Raw genomic sequence first — 18,066 nt, forward strand, 5'->3', positions numbered from 1 at the left:
TCGAAGGGAGCCGTACGTGTCACCCCGAATCCCCTTGCGCCGGCTGGCGCTGCTCACCGCGGTGGGTCTGGGGCTCGGCGCCGGCGTAACGCCGGTGGCCGCCCAGGCCGAGTCGCCACCCACCCGGCAGGACGACTACCTGGCGGCCGCCCAGGAATACGGCGTACCCGTGGACGTGCTGCTCGGCGTCTCCTATCTGGAGTCCCGCTGGGACGCCAACGCGGGCACGCCCAGCACTTCCGGCGGCTACGGCCCGATGCACCTCACCGACGCGGCGTACGTCGCCGCGCTGGCTCCGGCCGCCGAGCCGGAGTCAGAGCCCGCTCCCGAGGAGGACTCCCGGGGCGACGACAGCCGCCCGAAGGCGGTCGGCCACCCCGACGGCACCCCGGCTCCGGCCGAGGCGGCGCTGCGCACCCTGCCGGCCGCGGCGGAGCTGACCGGCCTGTCCGCCGAGACGCTGCGCACCGACCCGGTCGCGAACATCCGCGGCGGAGCCGCGCTGCTGGCCTCGTACCAGCAGCAGCTGAACGCGCCGCATGGCGCGGACACCGACCCGGCGGCCTGGTACGGCGCGGTCGCCCGCTACTCCGGCGCGGACACCGAGCAGGCCGCGGCGGCGTTCGCCGACGAGGTGTACGCGACACTGCGCGACGGTGTCGCCCGCACCACCGACGAGGGCCACGCCATCAGCCTGACCGCCCGGTCGGTGACCCCGGTCAAGGACTGGCTGATCCGGCTCGGCCTGCGCAAGCTGGCCCGGCCCGACGGCATCGAGTGCCCGATCGACATCTCGTGCGAGTCGCGGCCCGCGCCGTACGAGGCGTTCGGGGACGGCGACTACGGCAACCACGACCTGGGCAACCGGCCGCAGTCGCAGCGCATCGAGTACATCGTCATCCACGACACCGAGGCGAGCTGGGCCACGACCCTGAAGCTGGTCGCCGACCCGACCTACGTCAGCTGGCACTACTCGCTGCGCTCGGTCGACGGGCACATCGCCCAGCATGTGTTGGCCAAGGACGTCGGCTGGCACGCGGGCAACTGGTACGTCAACGCCAAGTCCATCGGCCTGGAGCACGAGGGTTTCGCGGCGCAGGGCGGCTGGTACACCGAGGCGCTCTACCGGACCTCGGCGAAGCTGGTGCGGCACCTGGCGCTGCGGCTGGGCATCCCGCTGGACCGCAAGCACATCATCGGCCACGACAACGTGCCCGGCACCATCACCTCCACGGTCGCCGGCATGCACTGGGACCCGGGCCCGTACTGGGACTGGTCGCACTACTTCGACCTGCTCAAGGCCCCCTTCCGCGGGCTGCCGGAGCCGCTGGCGAGCCACGCCGGACTGGTCACCGTGAACCCCGACTTCGCCACCAACAAGCCGGCGTTCACCGGCTGCACCGGCGCGGCGAGCAACCCGTGCCCGCTGCGCTCCAGCTCGTCGGTCATCCTGCGCAGCGCTCCCGACCTGACCGCCCCGCTGGTCCGCGACCCGGGCCGGTGCGGCACGAAGGCGAGCACCATGGTGGTCAGCGACCACTGCGCACGGGCCTCGGCGGGCCAGACGTACGCCGTCGCCGAGCGCGCCGGCGAGTGGACCGCGATCTGGTACCTCGGCCAGAAGGCCTGGTTCCGCAACGCCGACGCCGGACCGCTGTGGAACGTCGGGTTCGTGGTCGAGCCGAAGCCGGGCCTGGCGAGCATCCCGGTGTTCGGCCGGGCCTACCCGGAGGCGGCGGCCTACCCGGCCGGCGTGCCGGTGCAGGCGGTCAGCCCGCTGGCGCAGTACACGATCACGGCCGGGCAGCGGTACGCGGCCGGCCCGGTGCTCACCGGCGAGTACTACCGCGCTGCCACGTTCGACGGGTCCGGTCCCGGTGACCGCACCGTCATCCGGGGCGAGCAGCAGTACGTGCAGATCCAGTTCGGCCAGCGCATCGCGTACGTGCTGCGCGCCGACGTGGTGCTGAAGCCGGCCGTGTCGTTCTGACCCGTCCGGCGCGACACGAAGGGCTCCCCGCTGTTTGCGGGGAGCCCTTCGTCGTGCTGAGAGGTCAGTAGGCCCGGCGGTAGCCGGCGACCGGCATGACGTCGATGTACTGCATGCGCACCACGTCGCCGGTGTGCGGCGCGTGCACCATCACCCGGCGGCCGTTGACCGTGCCGACGTACATGCCGACGTGGTGCAGGTCGCCGTAGAAGAAGACCAGATCGCCCACGGCAGGCGTGGACACCTTCGTGGTCTCGCCCCACTGGTCCTTGGTGTAGTGGGTGAGGCTGACGCCCGCCTTCGCGTACGCCCACTGGGTCAGGCCGGAGCAGTCGAAGCTGCTCGGACCGGCCGCGCCCCACACGTACGGCTTGCTGATCTGCTTGCAGGCCCACGCGGCGGCGGTCTGGCCCTTGCCGGAGCCCATCTGCGCCGGGCAGGCCGCGCCGATCTTCAGCGAGCCGCCGGAGCCGCCGGTGCCGTAAGCCTGCGTCCGCAGCTTCTGCAGGCGGCTCATCTCGCCCTCGATGACCTTCTTCTTCGCGGCCAGGTCGGCGTCCTTGAGCTTGGTGTCCGCGATGGCCTTGTCCAGCGTCGCCTTCTCGCCGTCGTACTTGGCCTTCGCCTCGGAGGTCGCCGAGATCTGCTCCTGCTTACCGTGGGCGATCTGCTGCAGCATCATCAGCTGGTCGGCGAACTGCTTCGGCGAGCCGCTGCTCAGCAGCGCGTTCACCTCGGCGTTGCGGCCGCCCTTGTAGTACTCGGCGGCGATGACGCCGACCCGGGTCCGGGTCACCTCGACGGTCAGCCGCAGCGGCTGCAGCTTCGTCTCCAGGCCCGCGGCCTTCTTCTGCAGCTTGACCAGGTCGCTGTGGACCTTGTTGTAGTCCTCGACCAGCGGTTCGAGCTTCTCCCACGTCTTGGCGATCTCGGCCTCGATCTCGCTGATCGACGGCTCGGCGTGTGCGGGCAGGGCCGGCGCGACGCCGACGAGCATGGCTGCGACCAGCACAAGCGCACGGGTGAGCGTGCGCGACGCGGTACGGAGGGGGGTCACCGGAGCTCCTTTTCCGCCGACCGCGACCGGTGGAACAGGGGGTGAACCCGGGCGCGGTGTCCGGGGCGGGGTCGCGAGGGGTCACAACCCGGCGTACGCACCAGACGGTCACCAACCCTAGAAAAGAAGGTGAGCCGGTTTCAAGCCGGAACCGAGACAACTTCGCTGAGCTGCCCTGATGTCACTCAGCGTGCCCCGGAGAGGGCGATTCGCGCCGCCACCGACAGCCGCGCTGACCTGCGCAGGTGTCGGCGGCGGTCACGCAGCGTCAGGACGCGTCATACCGCCGGGGCCATGATGGCGTTGAGCACATCGTCGAGCGTCACCACACCCACCGGCAGCTGGCCTTCGCTCACCAGCACGATGTGCCGCCGCTCGCGGCGCATCGACAGCAGCAGTTCGGCCAGTGAACGGTCCGGCGGCACGATCAGCAGCGGCCGGACGAGGTCACCCGGGATCGGCTCGCGGCGGCTCGCGCCCTCCAGGCCGATCACGTCCTTGATGTGCACGAAGCCCAGCACCCGCCGGGTGCCGCGGGCCACCACCGGGAACCGGGACCGTCCGGTGCGGGTCGCCAGCACCTCCAGCGTGGCCGGTGAGGTGTCGTCGGTGACGATGGTGACCGCCGACCACGGCCGCAGCGCGTCCGCGGCGGTGCGCTGGTGCAGCGCCAGCGCGCCCGCGATCCGGGCGTGCTGCTCCGGGTCCAGCAGTCCCTCGGTGTGCGCCTGCTGGACGAGGCCCGCCAGCTCCTCGGCGGTGAACACGGTCTTCACCGCGTCCGCGGCCTCGACCCGCCACAGCCGCAGCACCTTGCGCGACGCCCACTTCATCGCCACCAGCAGCGGTTTGGTGGCGATGCAGAACGCCAGCATCGGCGGGCCCAGCCAGAGCACACTCGCCTCCGGCCCGGCCAGCGTGATGTTCTTCGGCACCATCTCGCCGATCACGGTGTGCAGGAAGACCACGATGAGCAGCGCCAGCACGAACGCGATCGGGTGCTGCATGTTCTGCGGCAGGTTGAGCGCGTGGAACAGCGGTTCGATGAAGTGCGCCAGCGCGGGCTCCGCGATCGCGCCCAGCGCCAGCGAGCACAGCGTGATGCCCAGCTGCGCGCCCGCGATCATCAGCGGGATCTGGTTCATCGCGGACAACGCCCAGGCCGCCGGGCGCGAGTGCTGCGCCTTCGGCTCGATGACGGTACGCCGGGAGGCGATCAGCGCGAACTCCGCGCCGACGAAGAACGCGTTGCCCAGCAGCAGCGCCGCGGTGATCAGCAGTTCACTCATCGTCGTCGCCCGCCAGCCGGACCAGCCGCACCTGCTCCACCCGGTGCCGGTCCATCTCCACCACGGTGAACTCCCAGTCGTTGGCGACCAGGGCGTCGCCGACCACCGGGATCCGGCCCAGCTCCGCCATCAGGTATCCGCCCAGCGTCTCGTACGGGCCCTCGGGCAGCCGGAACCCGGTCTGCTCGTCCAGCTCGTCCTCGCGCAGCATGCCGTCGACCAGCCAGGTGCGCACCCCGCCCGGCACGGTCACCTCGATCGAGCCCGACTCCTCCTCCTCGGCGGTGTCGTGCTCGTCGGCGATCTCGCCGACCAGCTCCTCGACCAGGTCCTCGATGGTGACGACGCCGTCGGTGCCGCCGTACTCGTCGACGACGATGGCGAAGTCGGAGCGGCTCTCGCGCAGCGCGGCGACCACCTTGTCCAGATCGAGCGAGGCCGGGACCAGCACCGGCTCACGGGCCACCGCGGCGACCGTGGTCAGCGAGCGGCGGGCCGGCGGCACCGCGAGCGCGTCGTTGACCGACACGACGCCGGTGACGGTGTCCAGCGTCTGCTCGTACACCGGGAAGCGGCTGTGGCCGGTCTCCCGGGCCGCCTCGAACAGCTCCGCGACGGTGGCCGAGCCGGCCAGCCCCACCACGTCGATGCGCGGGGTCATCGCCTCGGCCGCGTGCTTGTCGCCGAAGCGCACCGTGCGCTGCAGCAGCAGGGCGGTCTCCGAGGGCAGGGCGCCGGCCTGCGCCGAGATCGCGGCCAGCAGGCCCAGCTCCTCGGGCGAGCGGGCGCTGGCCAGCTCCTCCTGCGGCTCGATGCCCATCCGGCGCACCAGCCAGTTGGCGGTGCCATTCAGCGCGAAGATCAGTGGTTTGAAGATCCGGGAGAAGACCCGCATCGGTCCGGCCGTACGCAGCGCCACCGGCATCGGGCGGGACAGCGCCGCGTTCTTCGGCACCAGTTCGCCGAAGAGCATCGAGAACAGCGTCGCGATGGCCAGCGAGATCACGTGGCTCAGCCCGGGGGGCGCGTCCAGCGGCTCGACCAGCGGGCGCAGCGCCGGCTCGGCGAGGTAACCGGTGAGCAGCGCGGTCAGCGTGATGCCCAGCTGCGCGCCGGAGAGCTGGAAGGACAGCTCGCGCAGCGCGCGGCGCACCGTGCGCGCCGGGCGCTCGCCGCGCTCGGCCCGCGTGTCGATCTCCGCCCGGTCGACCGTGACCAGCGCGAACTCAGCCGCCACGAAGAATGCCGTGCCGACCGTGAGCAGCACGAAGAACAGGATGGGCAGGATGGCAGACAGCGCGTCTATGACGAGATCACCTCGCGCCCGATTCTGCCAGAACCAGTCACGCCACCTTCTCCCACCGGCACGAGCCCACCCACCCCCTGCCGCGACTCTTAAAAAGTCGCGCCGACAGACAAGTGCTGTGGGCGCGACTTTTTAAGAGTTGCGAAACCGGGGGCGGCCCGGTCAGGCGGTGGGGGTGGGTTTGACGGAGCGGAGTAGGACCGAGGCGACGTCGATGACTTCGACCTCTTCCTGGCCCTTGGAGCGCACGCCGTCGGTGATCATCGTGGAGCAGAAGGGGCAGCCGACCGCGATCGTCTTCGCGCCGGTGGCCAGGGCCTCCTCGGTGCGCTCAACGTTGATGCGCTTGCCGATGCGCTCCTCCATCCACATCCGCGCGCCACCGGCGCCGCAGCAGAACGAGCGCTCCTCACGCCGGCCCATCTCCAGGATGCCGGTGCCCGCGGCGGGGGCGGCGCCCGCGCCGATGGCGGCGCCGAGCACCTCGCGTGGCGGGGTGAAGACCCGGTTGTGGCGGCCCAGGTAGCACGGGTCGTGGTAGGTCAGCCCACCGTCGACAGGTGCGACCGGGGTGAGCTTGCCGGTCTTGACCAGGTGCGCCAGCAGCTCGGTGTGGTGGACGACCTCGACCTCGAGACCCAGTTCCTTGTACTCGTTGCCGATGGTGTTGAAGCAGTGCGGGCAGGTTGCGACGATCTTCAGCGCGCCCGATTCCTTGATCGTCTCGACGTTCTGCTGGGCGAGCATCTGGTAGACGAACTCGTTGCCGATGCGCCGCGCCGGGTCACCGGTGCAGGTCTCGTTGTTGCCGAGGATGGCGAAGGAGACCCCGGCCTCGTTGAGCAGCGTGGCGACGGCGCGAGTGGTCTTCTTGGCCTTGTCCTCGAACGCGCCGGCGCAGCCGACCCAGAACAGGTACTCGAACTCGTCGGTCTCGCCGACCCGGGGCACGGCGAAGTCCAGCCCCTTGGTCCAGTCCTCGCGGGTGTTGGGCGGCGCGCCCCAGGGGTTGCCCTTGTTCTCCAGGTTGCGCAGCATCGCCCCGGCCTCGGACGGGAACGACGACTCGATCATCACCTGGTAACGGCGCATGTCGACGATGTGGTCGACATGCTCGATGTCGACGGGGCACTGCTCGACGCACGCGCCGCAGGTGGTGCAGGCCCACAGCGCGTCGGGGTCGATGACGCCCAGCTCGGCCGCGCCGCCGATCAGCGGCCGCTCGGCCTCCGCCAGGGCGAGCACGTTGACGCCGGCGAGCTGCTCGGCGGTGCCCTTCTCCTCGCCGGACAGGTCCTTGCCGCCGCCGGCCAGCAGATAGGGGGCCTTGGCGTAGGCGTGGTCGCGCAGGCTCAGCACGATCAGCTTCGGCGACAGCGGTTTGCCGGTGTTCCAGGCCGGGCACTGCGACTGGCAGCGGCCGCACTCGGTGCAGGTGGAGAAGTCCAGCAGGCCCTTCCACCCGAAGTGCTCGACCTGGGAGACGCCGAAGGTGTCCTTCTCGGGATCGGCCTCTTCCAGGTCGATCGGCGCGCCGTTGGAGGTCATCGGCTTGAGCGCGCCGAGGGCGGGCGCGCCGTCGGCATAACGCTTGAAGTAGATGTTGAAGAAGGCCAGGAAGCGGTGCCAGGCCACACCCATGGTGGGGTTGAGGCCGATGGTGATCGCCCAGCCCATGGACACCAGGATCTTGATCAGGGCGGTGATCGTGATCGCGGTCAGGGAGGCGGGCAGGATCGCGCCGAGCGCATGCGAGAACGGGGTGGCCCACACCGGGTGATGGAACAGCCCGGACGACACCTTGAACCCGCGGATGAGGAAGCCCAGCACCAGCACGGACAGGATGACGTACTCGACGAAGAAGGCCTGCCACATCGTCGAGCCGGCGAAGCGGGAGTTCGAGGTGCGCGACGGCAGCTGGCGCAGGCGGATCACGATCAGCACGATGATCGCCGGGATGCCGAGGATGCCGATCCACTCGGTCACGAACGCGAACACGTCCCAGCCGCCGAGGATCGGCAGCTCCCACTCGGGGTTGACGACCTCGAAGTAGGCGCCGGCGACCAGCGTCGACAGCACGATGAAGCCGATCATCACCAGCCAGTGCGCCGCGCCGACCACGGACCACTTGAACATCTTCGTGTGGCCGAAGGTCTCGGTCAGCATGGTCTTCCAGCGGGCTGCCCGCTGCCCCGAGCGCGTGGGATCGGGCTGGCCGAGCCGGATGACGGCGAGCATCTGCCGCACCGCCCGTACGACCAGCGCCACCGCGACCGCGGTCACGGCCACCGCGATGACCGTACTGACGATCTGAACGCCGCCCATACCCACGCCTCCCTGCGTCGGAACAGCCCTGTGTATAAACCCCACCGCAGCCTACGCCCTAGTTACCGTTCAGTAATGTGAGGGTTGGCACAGCGCTGCCCTCACCCTAGGCCAGCGGCAGGTCACCGGTGTCGCGGACAGCTCCGGACAGCATCCGGGGTCACGGCCTCCACGCAGGAGGCCGCGACCCCGGATCGCGAGCTATCGTGGTCGGCTGCGGAAGCTCAGCGCCACTTCGAGAGGAGGCCGAGCGCGCCGACCATGGCGCCGAAGCCGACGGCCAGGTTCCAGTACCCCCAGCCCGCCACCGGGTACAGCGTTTCGGACAGGTAGTACACAACCAGCCAGGCGATGCCGAACACGATCAGACTGACCGCGGTGATCGGCAGCCAGATCGGACTCGGCTTCTTGTCCGTGGCGGTCGACGAGGGCAGCACGTCGGTGGGCGGCGTGTAGATCTTCTTCTTGCGGACCTGCGACTTCGGCACGGTTGTCTCCTGGAGGGGCCCTGCCCACACCGGTCGATGACCTAGGGCATGGGCCTGAATAATGTTCGACAGATAGCGTAGTCAGATCGTCGCGTTTTGGCACGGAGGGGGAGTGGTGGAATACACATCCGGCACCTCGTCATGGCGGAAAGCCGTGCTCCGGGTCGGGCGCGCGTTCAATCCCCTGCCCGGCCATCGCCGCAGCGGGTGGACCCTCGGCGTGCCGCTGATCGCCGCCACCGCAGGCCTGCTGTTCACCGTGAGCGCGACCACCTCCCAGGGAACCACGCTACGCGAGGACAACAGCGTACGGCTGGATCAGCTGGTGGGAAAGAAGGAAGCCGAGGTCGGCACGTACGTCCGCGACGTGAACCAGCTGCGGGCCGACATCGACGCGCTGGCCGGCGCGCAGGCCGGCGGCGACGGCCCGCTCTCGGCCGAACGCACCCGCGGCGAGGGTTACCTGAGCGACGCCGGCCTGACCGCGATGCACGGCCCGGGTCTGACCGTACGCATGGACGACGCGCCGCCCGGCGGCAACGGCCTGTCCACCGGGGCCACGCAGGACGACCTGGTCGTGCACCAGCAGGACGTGCAGGCCGTGGTGAACGCGCTGTGGGCGGGCGGGGCCGAGGCCATGACGATCATGGGCGTACGGGTCGTCACCACCACCGCCGTGCAGTGCGTCGGCAACACCCTGCTGCTCGAAGGACGGCGCTACTCCCCCGAGTTCGTGATCTCGGCGATCGGCGACCCGGCCAAGATGCAGGCCTCGCTCGACGCCGCCCTCGGCGTACAGGCCTTCCGGGACGCTGTACGCGCGTACGGCCTGGGATATAGCGTCACCCGCGAGACCGACATCGTCGCTCCCGCGTACCAGGGATCGGTGCTGCTGCGCCATGCCTCGGTGCCGCGTTAGTAAGAGCCGGAGACACGGATGAGCAGGCATCGGGCAAACGACCCCGAGGACGACGAGACGACCACGTTCCCCCGGGTGGCCGACGCCACGCCGACGGCGGACGCCTCCTCCATCACCAGCGTGCTGCCGGTCTTCCCGGCGGACGCGACCACGGTGCTGCCGGTCATCACCTCCGCCACTGCGCCGCCGAACCAGGCCGCTCCGACCAGCCCCACGGCCCCGGTCAGCCCGGCGGCGCAGTTCGCCCCGGCGGCCGCGGACGAGACGACGCAGCTGCCCCGGATCACGGACCAGACCGTGCCGCCGCCCCGGATCGCCCGGCCCGCGCCCGCCGTCGCGAGCGGTCGAGCCGTCGCCACCGACGAGACCGGCCTGCTGGGCGCGATCCCGCCCGCGCCGCCCTCGTCACCCGAGGACGACGCCAAGCCGTCGCCCCGGCCCCGCTGGAGCGGCGAACCGCCACCGGCGCCGGTCAAGGCGATCCGGGCCGGCGAGAAGAACTACCGGAGCATCCACTCCGAGTACACCCGGACCACGGTGGGCTCGGTGATCCGGACGACGCTGCGCGGCACCGGCGAGCTCATGATCACGTTCGGCCTGGTCATCCTGCTGTTCGCCGCCTACGAGGTGTGGGGCAAGACGGCCATCGTCGACGCCCACCAGACCGAGCTGGAGCAGCAGCTGGACTGGGACGAGCCGGTCGTCGGCCCGACCCCGTCGGCGTCGGCGTCCCCGCTCGCGCCCCTGCCGGGCAACGCCGTGGCCAAGCTCTACCTGCCCACGCTGAAGAAGCATTGGGTGGTCGTGCAGGGCGTCACCCAGAAGGACATCCGGTTCGCCCCCGGCCACTACCCCAACAGCGCGATGCCGGGCCAGAAGGGCAACTTCTCGGTGGCCGGCCACCGCAACCGGGCCACCTTCTGGAACCTGGACCAGCTGAAGCCGGGCGACAAGATGGTCGTGGAGACGAAGACCACCTTCTACGTGTACGAGGTGGTCAAGCAGCGCATCGTGCTGCCGACCGCGGTGGAGGTGGTGCGCGCGGTGCCGCCGACCATGGAGGCCGGCAAGCTGATCACACTGACCACCTGCAACCCGAAGCTCGACAACTACCAGCGGCTGATCATCCACGGCAAGCTCGTCGACGAGCAGCCGCGCACCGAGGGCCGCCCGGTCGAGCTGGCGGGGATGTCCTGATGTACGCGTGGATCTGGCGCAAACTGCCCTTCGGCCTCGGCGGCAAGCTGGGCGGCTCGCTGGTGCTGCTCGGCATCCTCGGCGCGCTGCTGTGGTACGTGATCTTCCCGTGGGCCGAGCCGCTGCTGCCCTTCGACGACGTCCAGGTCGGCGACCCCGACAGCGGCTACACGCAGCTGGACGAGACGTTCCCGGAGCCGTCGGGTTCGCCCTCCGGCGAGCCGGGCGACGGCCACGACATCCCGTACGACACCGGCGAGACCCCGAAACCGAGCGCCAGCAGGTGAGTTCGATGCGCGTTCTTGTGATCGACAACTACGACTCGTTCGTCTACAACCTGGTGCAGTACCTCGGCCAGCTCGGGGTGGACTGCGAGGTGCGGCGCAACGACGAGATCAGCGTCGCCGACGTCGGACGGGTCGGGGCGGCCGGTGTGCTGCTCTCCCCCGGCCCCGGCGCTCCCGAGTCGGCCGGCATCTGCCTCGACGTGATCGCCGAGTACGCCGGGAAGATCCCGCTGTTCGGGGTGTGCCTGGGCCATCAGGCCATCGGGCAGGCCTTCGGCGGCACGGTGACCCGCGCCCCGGAACTGCTGCACGGCAAGACGTCGCTGGTCACGCACACCGGCGCGGGCGTGCTGGCGGGCCTGCCGGACCCGTTCACGGCCACCCGGTACCACTCCCTGGCCGTGCTGGAGGAGACCCTGCCGGCAGAGATCGAGGTCACCGGGCGTACCGAATCGGGTGTCGTGATGGCGATGCGGCACCGCTCGCTGCCCATCGAGGGCGTGCAGTTCCACCCGGAGTCGGTGCTCACCCAGGGCGGCCACCTGATGCTCGCGAACTGGCTGGCCTCCTGCGGCCACCCGCGGGCCCTGGACCGCGCGCCCGAGCTGGCCGAAGAGGTCGAGCAGCGCCGCCTGGCCGCCTTCCCGGCCTGAGGCCTACCGCAGACAGCAAGAAGCCCGGACAGTACGCCGCTCAGGCGCACCGTCCGGGCTTCTGTGGATCACGGCGTGGGTGTCGGGGTGGGAGACGGCGGGGGCGACTTCTCCGCCTCCCGGAACACCAGGATCGTGATGACCGAGTTGACCGCCTTGAGGGTGCCCGCGGCCGGGTCCTGGAACTCCACCGTGCCGACCTTGTTCGCGTCCTCGGTGGGGCTGCCCTGCTTCACGTTGTACCGGAAGCCGGCCTGCTCCAGGGCCGCGATCGCCTGTGCCTCGGTCTTGCCGGTCACCGGCGGCACCGGCTTGCGGTTGCCCTTGGAGACCTTGAGCGTGACCTTCGAGCCCTCGGCGACCTTCTCGCCCGCCGCCGGGTTGGTGGACAGCACGGTGCCCTCGGGCTTCTCGCTGTCCTCGGCGACCACCTCGGGCACCAGGCTCAGCTCGCGCAGCGCGTTCTCCGCGAAGGCCTGGGTCGAGTTCTCCAGCGGCGGGATCGTCTTCAGCGGCTTGCCGCCGCAGATCTGGTACTTGACCTCGGACTTCTCCCGGACCTCGGCGCCCTTCGCCGGATCCTGCTTGGCGACGGTGTTCTCCTCGCAGTTCGACTCCAGGATCGGGTCCCCGAGGGTAGGTTTGAGGCCCTTCGCGACCAGGGCGTCCCGCGCCTGGGCCTCGGTCTTGCCGAGCAGGTCCGGAACCGCGACGTCCTTGGGCTGGCTGGCCAGGATCAGGCCGGCGGTCAGCGCCACCACGGCCAGCACCCCGAGCGCGGTCAGGGTCGCGATGACCCAGCCGGAGGCGCGGCGGCGGCGGGCGTCGCCGACCCGGGCCGGAGCGTTGCGGTTGGCGCCGGTCCGCGCCGGGGCCGTCATCGGGATCGTCTGCTCCTCGCGGAGCACCGGCGTCGCCAGGACCGGGCGGCCCGCAGCGGCGCGCAGCAGGTCGGCGCGCATCTCACCGGCCGACTGGTAGCGGTTGGCCGGGTTCTTGGACAGCGCCTTGAGCACGACCGCGTCGATGTCGGGAGTGACGTCCCGGTTCGACTCGCTCGGGGCCGGCGGCTCCTCCCGCACGTGCTGGTAGGCCACCGCGACCGGGGAGTCGCCGACGAACGGCGGGTGCCCGCAGAGCAGTTCGAACAGCACACAACCGGCGGCGTACACGTCGGAGCGCGCGTCCACGGCCTCACCGCGCGCCTGCTCCGGGGAGAGGTACTGGGCGGTGCCGATGACGGCGGAGGTCTGCGTCATGGTGGTCGCACCGGACGCCAGCGCCCGTGCGATACCGAAGTCCATGACCTTGACCTGGGCGTTCGGCGTGAACATGACGTTGCCGGGCTTGATGTCCCGGTGGATGATGCCGTGCCGGTGGCTGAACTCCAGCGCGGCGCAGATGTCCGCGGTGATCTCCATGGCGCGGCGAGGCATCAGGCGACCCTCGGCGGCCAGCACCTCCTTGAGGGTGCGGCCGGCCACGAACTCCATGACGATGTAGGGCAGGACCTCGCCGGTGGGCGCGCGCTCCTCGCCGGTGTCGTAGACCGCGACGATCGCCGGGTGGTTCAGCGCCGCCGCGTTCTGCGCCTCACGGCGGAAGCGCATCTGGAACGTCGCGTCCCGGGCCAGGTCCGTGCGCAGCATCTTGATCGCGACGTCGCGCCCGAGGCGCAGGTCGCGTCCCCGGTGCACCTCGGCCATGCCGCCGTAGCCGAGCAACTCGCCGACTTGATACCTGCCACCCAGCAGGCGGGCCTGCGCGTTCATCGCGTACGTCGTCCTTCGGTCATTTGGTCCATGCTCACGTGGTCAGCCCCGTTCAGCCATCCGCCAGCCGAAAGTGTGACTTGTTCGGAATGTACGGCGCTGCCCCCGAGGGCATTGCCCTTCTTCTTCTCGTTCTCCCGGACCAGGTAGCCGATGTAGCCGGCGCACGCGAGCACCGCCAGCATCCCGAGGACCACCAGGATCACGGTCAGGGCGGTCCGCCCGCCGCCGCCGGCGGGTGCGGGAGCCTGCGGCCCGTACGGTACCCCGTGGACGGGGGTCAGCGGGGCAGGCGCAGCCGGGACGGGCGCAGATCCTCGCTGGTAGCCCCCGTTGGGGCGAACCGGAGCGGGGGTCGCGGGGCTCAGCGGGCGGGACGGGCCGGGCGAGACCGGGGTGGCCGAGACCGGGCTCGGCGATACGGGCGACACCGGCTGCACCGGCAGGGTCGGTCCGCTGCCGTGGGTCAGCGCGCCGGCGGCCTGCCGGGCGGCGTTGGCGAACGAGGCCGCCGTCGGCCACCGGTTGCCCGGCTCCTTGGACATGGCGCGCTCGACGATCTGGCGCACCACCGGCGGAATGTCGTTCGGCATCGCCTTGGGCGTGCCGGTGACGTGCTTCATCGCGATCTCGAGCGGGGTGTCGCCGTCGTAGGGCCGGTGCCCGGTCAGGCACTGGTAGGCCACCACGCCCAGCGAGTAGACGTCCGACGCGGCCGACGCGCCGACCCCGGAGGCCTGCTCCGGAGCCAGATACGAGGCGGTGCCCATGACCGCGCCGGTGGCCGTCAGCTGGCTGGCCGCCGCGGAGCGGGCGATGCCGAAGTCGGTCAGCACCAGCGTGCCGTTGGAGCGCACCAGCAGGTTGCCCGGCTTCACGTCACGGTGCACGATGCCCTTGTCGTGTGCGGCCTGCAGTGCGTCGGCGGCCTGCGCGACCAGCAGCATGGTGCGGGCCGGGGTGAGCCGGCCGACCTTGTTGAGCGTGCGCGAGAGCGGGTCGCCCTCGATCAGCTCCATGATCAGGTATGCCAGGTGCTGGTCGTTGCCGAAGTCGTAGATGCGCACGACGCCCGGGTGGTTGATGCCCGCCATGGTCTTGGCCTCGGCGTGGAAGCGCTTGACGAAGCCCGGCTCCTCCAGCAGCGCCGAGAGCATGATCTTGATGGCGACGGTGCGGTCGAGCACGTCGTCGGTGCCCTTCCACACGTCGCCCATGCCGCCGGAGGCGATCCGCGATTCGATGCGGTAGCGGCCGTTCAGCACAGTGCCAGGGGAGACCATCAGTTGCCACCCTTGTCCTTGATCACGCCGTGCATGACCAGCCCGGCGATACGGGCCGCTTCACCGCTGCCGCCCTTGCCGGCATCATCCAGGATGACTGCGACAGCGGCGACCGCTCGGCCGTCCTTCATCGCGAACCCGATGAACCAGCCGTCGGAGCCCGCGTTGGCCTCCTCGTCCGCGGTGCCGGTGCCGGTCTTGCCGCCGACCACGTAGCCGTTGATCTGCGCCTTCTTGCCGGTGCCGTTCTCGACGACGCTGACCATCATCTCCCGCAGCTGCGCGGCCTCACTCGCCGTGCAGCTGCGGCGCAGCTCCTTCGGGGCCGCGGAGTAGAGCCCGGTGGTCAGGTCCGGCCCGACCAGCCGTTCGACGAGATAGGGCCGCATCTGCGAGCAGTCGTTGGCGATCGACGCGGCGACCATCGCGTTCTGCAGCGGGGTCACCCGCACCTCATTGAGGCCGATCGACGAGATCGCGATATTCGGCTTGTCGTCGCCGCCCGAGCTGGTGGTCAGCGGGCCGAGCACGCTCTCCTCGACCCGCATGCCCCGGTCGGTCGCGGACAGGTTGCCCACCCGCAGGCTGTTGTCGTAGAAGCCGAAGGCCCGCGCGGTGTCGTTGAGCCGCTGCGAGCCCAGCTCCACGCCGAGGCGGGCGAACGCCGTGTTGCAGGAGACGGTCAGCGCCTCCTTCAGCGTCATCTGCTCCTGGGGGCAGGTCGACGACGTCGCGTTCTTGATGACGTGCGTGGTGCCGGGCGCCTGGTAGCCGGGACCGGCCTGCAGCGGCGTGTCCGGGTTCCGGTTCGCGGACAGCGCGGCTGCCGAGACCAGGACCTTGAACGTCGACGCCGGCGGGTAGGTCTCCTGCAGCGCCCGGTTCAGCAGCGGGTTGCCCGCCTGGCCTTCCAGCCGCTTGTACGCGTCGGCCGCCTTGCCGTCGTGGGAGACCAGCGGGTTAGGGTCGAAGCTCGGGAAGGACGCCATGGCGAGGATCGCGCCGGTGTTCGGGTCCAGCGCCACCACCGCGCCCGACTTCGCGCCGAGCTTGTTGTTGGCCAGCTCCTTGTACGCGGTGTCCTGGGCGGTCTTCGACAGGGTCAGCGTCACGTTGCCGCCGGCGGTGTGCGAACCGGTGAAGATGTCGCGCAGCCGGTCGGCGAAGAGCTTGTCGGAGCTGCCGGAGAGGAAGTCGTTCTCCAGCTGCTCCACACCGGTCGCCGTGCCGTTGACCGGCTTGTAGCCGATCACGTGCGCGTACGCCGCGCCGCCGGGGTAGCTGCGCAGGTACTTCAGGTTGCCCTTGGTGGCCTCGGAGAGCGCGATCGGCTTGCTGCCGGGGTTGCTCACCATGATGTAGCCGCGCTGGCGGTCGTACTCGTCGATCTGCACGCGGCCGTTGTAGGGGCTGGTCCGGTAGTCGTTGCCCTTGTACGCCTGGACCCAGTTCAGGTTGGCGAAGAGCAGGCCGAACAGCACCATCACGACCACGCCGACGCGACGCAGAGGGGCGTTCACCGGCGGACACCTCCCGTCGATGCGGGCGTGCGCGCCGCGTCAGAGATCCGCAGCAGCAGCGCGACCAGCAGCCAGTTGGCCACCAGCGACGAGCCGCCCGCGGACAGGAACGGCGTGGTCTGACCCGTCAGCGGGATCAGCTTGCTCACCCCACCGATGATCACGAACACCTGCAGCGCCAGCGTGAACGCCAGACCGCCGGCCAGCAGCTTGCCGAACGAGTCGCGCACGGCCAGCGCGGCGCGCAGGCCGCGGGAGACCACGAGCAGGTAGAGCGCCAGCATGGCGGTGAGGCCGAACAGGCCGATCTCCTCGCCCATGCCGGCGAAGATGAAGTCGTTGCGCACCTCGGGGACCAGCAGCGGGTTGCCCGCGCCGGGGCCGGTGCCGAACATGCCGCCGGTGCCCAGGCCCAGCATCGACTGCACGAGCTGGTAGCCGCGGTCGTACGGCTCGGCGAACGGGTCCAGCCAGATCTCGACCCGCTGGCCGAAGTTGGTGAACGGACCGCCCACCGCGCCGGCCAGCACGTATGCCAGCACCGCGCCGCCGAAGAACAGCACCAGACCGATGATCAGCCAGCTGACCCGCTCGGTGGCCACGTAGAGCGTCACCACGAACATGCCGAAGTACAGCAGCGAGGTGCCGAGGTCCTTCTCGAAGATGAGGACCAGGAGGCTCATCGCCCAGACCACGATGACCGGGCCCAGGTCGCGCCCGCGCGGGAAGTCGATGCCGAGGAAGCGGCGGCTGGCCAGGGCCAGCACCTCACGCTTGCGGACCAGGTAGTACGCGAAGAAGGCCAGCAGCATCAGCTTCGCGAACTCACCCGGCTGGATGGCGAAGAAGCTGCCGAACCGGATCCACAGCTTCGCGCCGTTGACCTCGGAGACGCTGCCGGGCAGCACCGCGGGCAGCAGCACCAGGACGATACCGGCCAGGCCGAGCGTCCAGGCGTACTTGGAGACCTCGCGGTGGTCGCGGACGAACCACAGCAGCACCATCGCGCCGGTCACCGCGATCAGGGTCCAGAGCAGCTGCTTGCCGCCGTCCCCCGCGAAGATCGCGAGCTCCGGCCGGTCGTCGATCTTCGCCCGGCCCAGGTCGAGCCGGCGCAGGAAGGCGACGCCCAACCCGTTGAGCAGGGCCACGGTCGGCACCAGCACCGGGTCGGCGAACGGCGCGCGCAGCCGGATGACGACGTGCAGCGCCAGGAACACGGCGGTGAGCACACCGGCCGGGTACCAGAAGTCCATCGTGACCGTGTCGAGCATGTTCGCCTCGACCGCCGCCAGGTAACCGGCGACCATGGCCATGGCCAGCAGCAGCAGCCACAGTTCGGTGCGGCGCACCCGGCGGGCCGCCGGATCCAGGCGCAGCAGCGACGGCTTCGCCGCCACGGGCGTCTCGGGGACGGCCGCAGCCGCTGCGGGAGGGGCGGTATGGGGGGTGGTCACGACGTCCTCATGCTCAATTCGACCGGCAGGGCACCGGGCTCGGCACCACCGGCTCGCTGGGCGGGCTGCTCGCGTCGGCGGCCGGCAGCGGGGTGGCCGTCGGCGTGACCCCGGGCGACGGCGTCGCCGACGGGGAGGGGCTGGCCGAGGTCGGGCAGCTGGGCAGGATGTTCATGTTCGCCGGGTCGTCGCGGATCAGGTTCTCCAGCCGGGAGACCGCGTCGGCCTCGTTGTCGGCCTGGATGCCCTTGCGCACCTGCTCCTGCGCGACGGTGGTCAGGTCGTCGAGGGTGACCTCGCTGACCTGCTCCGGCTGGGAGAGGTCGAAGCCCGCGATCTGGCCCGGCACGCCGCGGAATATCGCCACGTGCCCGGCCTCGGTCGCGCCGATGTAGTAGCGCGACTGCGAGTAGTCCCAGGCGAACCAGACGCCCGCCCCGAGCACCACGAGCAGGCCCAGCACGAGCAGCCCGGCGCGCACCGGATGCCGGCCGCGCCGCGCCGCGGGCTCCGCGGGCGGGGC

The 18,066-nt window shown here is 70.6% G+C and carries 14 protein-coding genes and 1 pseudogene; 5 read left to right on the plus strand and 10 right to left on the minus strand.

The annotated features are described in order from the left end of the window. Window positions 1-16 precede the first annotated feature (16 nt). Window positions 17-1,990, plus strand: coding sequence for an N-acetylmuramoyl-L-alanine amidase (locus tag ACFQO7_RS35365; protein WP_376810481.1), 1,974 nt, complete (start codon window positions 17-19; stop codon window positions 1,988-1,990). A 64-nt stretch (window positions 1,991-2,054) separates the two neighbouring features. Here the strand turns inward: ACFQO7_RS35365 and ACFQO7_RS35370 are convergent, their stop codons facing one another. From ACFQO7_RS35370 to ACFQO7_RS35390, 5 genes are all read right to left on the minus strand, one after another. Beyond that, window positions 2,055-3,047 carry a C40 family peptidase gene (locus ACFQO7_RS35370; RefSeq protein ID WP_376810482.1) on the minus strand — a complete coding sequence of 331 codons (993 nt, stop codon included), beginning with the start codon at window positions 3,045-3,047 and terminating at the stop codon, window positions 2,055-2,057. Window positions 3,048-3,325: 278 nt separating this feature from the next. Further along, a complete protein-coding gene (locus ACFQO7_RS35375) occupies window positions 3,326-4,336 on the minus strand; it encodes a hemolysin family protein (protein WP_376810483.1) in 1,011 nt (336 codons plus the stop codon). Further along, window positions 4,329-5,621: a hemolysin family protein gene (locus ACFQO7_RS35380; RefSeq protein WP_376810490.1), complete on the minus strand. Its 1,293-nt coding sequence runs from the start codon at window positions 5,619-5,621 to the stop codon at window positions 4,329-4,331. Before ACFQO7_RS35380 ends, ACFQO7_RS35375 begins: the two co-directional genes overlap by 8 nt. 183 nt (window positions 5,622-5,804) lie before the next feature. Further along, window positions 5,805-7,967, minus strand: a complete 2,163-nt coding sequence (locus ACFQO7_RS35385; protein WP_376810484.1) for a (Fe-S)-binding protein — start codon at window positions 7,965-7,967, stop codon at window positions 5,805-5,807. Between the two features lie 224 nt (window positions 7,968-8,191). Further along, complete coding sequence (locus ACFQO7_RS35390; protein ID WP_360523624.1) at window positions 8,192-8,455, minus strand: cell division protein CrgA; 264 nt, start codon at window positions 8,453-8,455, stop codon at window positions 8,192-8,194. Between the two features lie 115 nt (window positions 8,456-8,570). Between ACFQO7_RS35390 and ACFQO7_RS35395 the strand changes: the two genes are divergently transcribed. The 4 genes from ACFQO7_RS35395 to ACFQO7_RS35410 are packed head-to-tail and all read left to right on the plus strand — an operon-like array spanning window position 8,571 to window position 11,511. Continuing rightward, window positions 8,571-9,374: a DUF881 domain-containing protein gene (locus ACFQO7_RS35395; RefSeq protein WP_376810491.1), complete on the plus strand. Its 804-nt coding sequence runs from the start codon at window positions 8,571-8,573 to the stop codon at window positions 9,372-9,374. An 18-nt stretch (window positions 9,375-9,392) separates the two neighbouring features. Next, on the plus strand, window positions 9,393-10,571 hold the full coding sequence (locus tag ACFQO7_RS35400; protein WP_376810485.1) for a class E sortase: 1,179 nt from the start codon (window positions 9,393-9,395) through the stop codon (window positions 10,569-10,571). After that, window positions 10,571-10,858: a hypothetical protein gene (locus ACFQO7_RS35405; protein ID WP_361046449.1), complete on the plus strand. Its 288-nt coding sequence runs from the start codon at window positions 10,571-10,573 to the stop codon at window positions 10,856-10,858. Before ACFQO7_RS35400 ends, ACFQO7_RS35405 begins: the two co-directional genes overlap by 1 nt. Before the next feature lie 5 nt (window positions 10,859-10,863). Further along, on the plus strand, window positions 10,864-11,511 hold the full coding sequence (locus ACFQO7_RS35410; RefSeq protein WP_376810486.1) for an aminodeoxychorismate/anthranilate synthase component II: 648 nt from the start codon (window positions 10,864-10,866) through the stop codon (window positions 11,509-11,511). 68 nt (window positions 11,512-11,579) lie between these two features. Here the strand turns inward: ACFQO7_RS35410 and pknB are convergent, their stop codons facing one another. The 5 genes and pseudogenes from pknB to ACFQO7_RS35435 all read right to left on the minus strand — a co-directional run. Continuing rightward, window positions 11,580-13,283, minus strand: a complete 1,704-nt coding sequence (gene pknB / locus ACFQO7_RS35415; RefSeq protein WP_376810487.1) for a Stk1 family PASTA domain-containing Ser/Thr kinase — start codon at window positions 13,281-13,283, stop codon at window positions 11,580-11,582. Continuing rightward, on the minus strand, window positions 13,280-14,566 hold the full coding sequence (locus ACFQO7_RS35420) for a serine/threonine-protein kinase (RefSeq protein WP_376810488.1): 1,287 nt from the start codon (window positions 14,564-14,566) through the stop codon (window positions 13,280-13,282). Before ACFQO7_RS35420 ends, pknB begins: the two co-directional genes overlap by 4 nt. Then, on the minus strand, window positions 14,566-16,086 hold the full coding sequence (locus tag ACFQO7_RS35425) for a peptidoglycan D,D-transpeptidase FtsI family protein (RefSeq protein WP_376810489.1): 1,521 nt from the start codon (window positions 16,084-16,086) through the stop codon (window positions 14,566-14,568). Before ACFQO7_RS35425 ends, ACFQO7_RS35420 begins: the two co-directional genes overlap by 1 nt. Beyond that, window positions 16,083-17,402 carry an FtsW/RodA/SpoVE family cell cycle protein gene (locus ACFQO7_RS35430; RefSeq protein ID WP_360524149.1) on the minus strand — a complete coding sequence of 440 codons (1,320 nt, stop codon included), beginning with the start codon at window positions 17,400-17,402 and terminating at the stop codon, window positions 16,083-16,085. The genes ACFQO7_RS35425 and ACFQO7_RS35430 overlap by 4 nt, the downstream gene beginning before the upstream one ends. A 154-nt stretch (window positions 17,403-17,556) precedes the next feature. Beyond that, a pseudogene (locus ACFQO7_RS35435) lies at window positions 17,557-18,066 on the minus strand (protein phosphatase); the annotation flags it as partial.

Source organism: Catellatospora aurea (assembly GCF_042663325.1).
Lineage (GTDB): Bacteria > Actinomycetota > Actinomycetes > Mycobacteriales > Micromonosporaceae > Catellatospora > Catellatospora aurea.

Bases quoted from the DNA above. Each gene is read 5' to 3' on its own strand.
- ACFQO7_RS35405 (WP_361046449.1), top strand. From the start codon at position 10,571: ATGTACGCGTGGATCTGGCGCAAACTGCCCTTCGGCCTCGGCGGCAAG.
- pknB (WP_376810487.1), bottom strand. From the start codon at position 13,283: ATGAACGCGCAGGCCCGCCTGCTGGGTGGCAGGTATCAAGTCGGCGAG.
- ACFQO7_RS35430 (WP_360524149.1), bottom strand. From the start codon at position 17,402: ATGGCCATGGTCGCCGGTTACCTGGCGGCGGTCGAGGCGAACATGCTC.
- ACFQO7_RS35375 (WP_376810483.1), bottom strand. From the start codon at position 4,336: ATGAGTGAACTGCTGATCACCGCGGCGCTGCTGCTGGGCAACGCGTTC.
- ACFQO7_RS35400 (WP_376810485.1), top strand. From the start codon at position 9,393: ATGAGCAGGCATCGGGCAAACGACCCCGAGGACGACGAGACGACCACG.
- ACFQO7_RS35420 (WP_376810488.1), bottom strand. From the start codon at position 14,566: ATGGTCTCCCCTGGCACTGTGCTGAACGGCCGCTACCGCATCGAATCG.
- ACFQO7_RS35410 (WP_376810486.1), top strand. From the start codon at position 10,864: ATGCGCGTTCTTGTGATCGACAACTACGACTCGTTCGTCTACAACCTG.
- ACFQO7_RS35385 (WP_376810484.1), bottom strand. From the start codon at position 7,967: ATGGGCGGCGTTCAGATCGTCAGTACGGTCATCGCGGTGGCCGTGACC.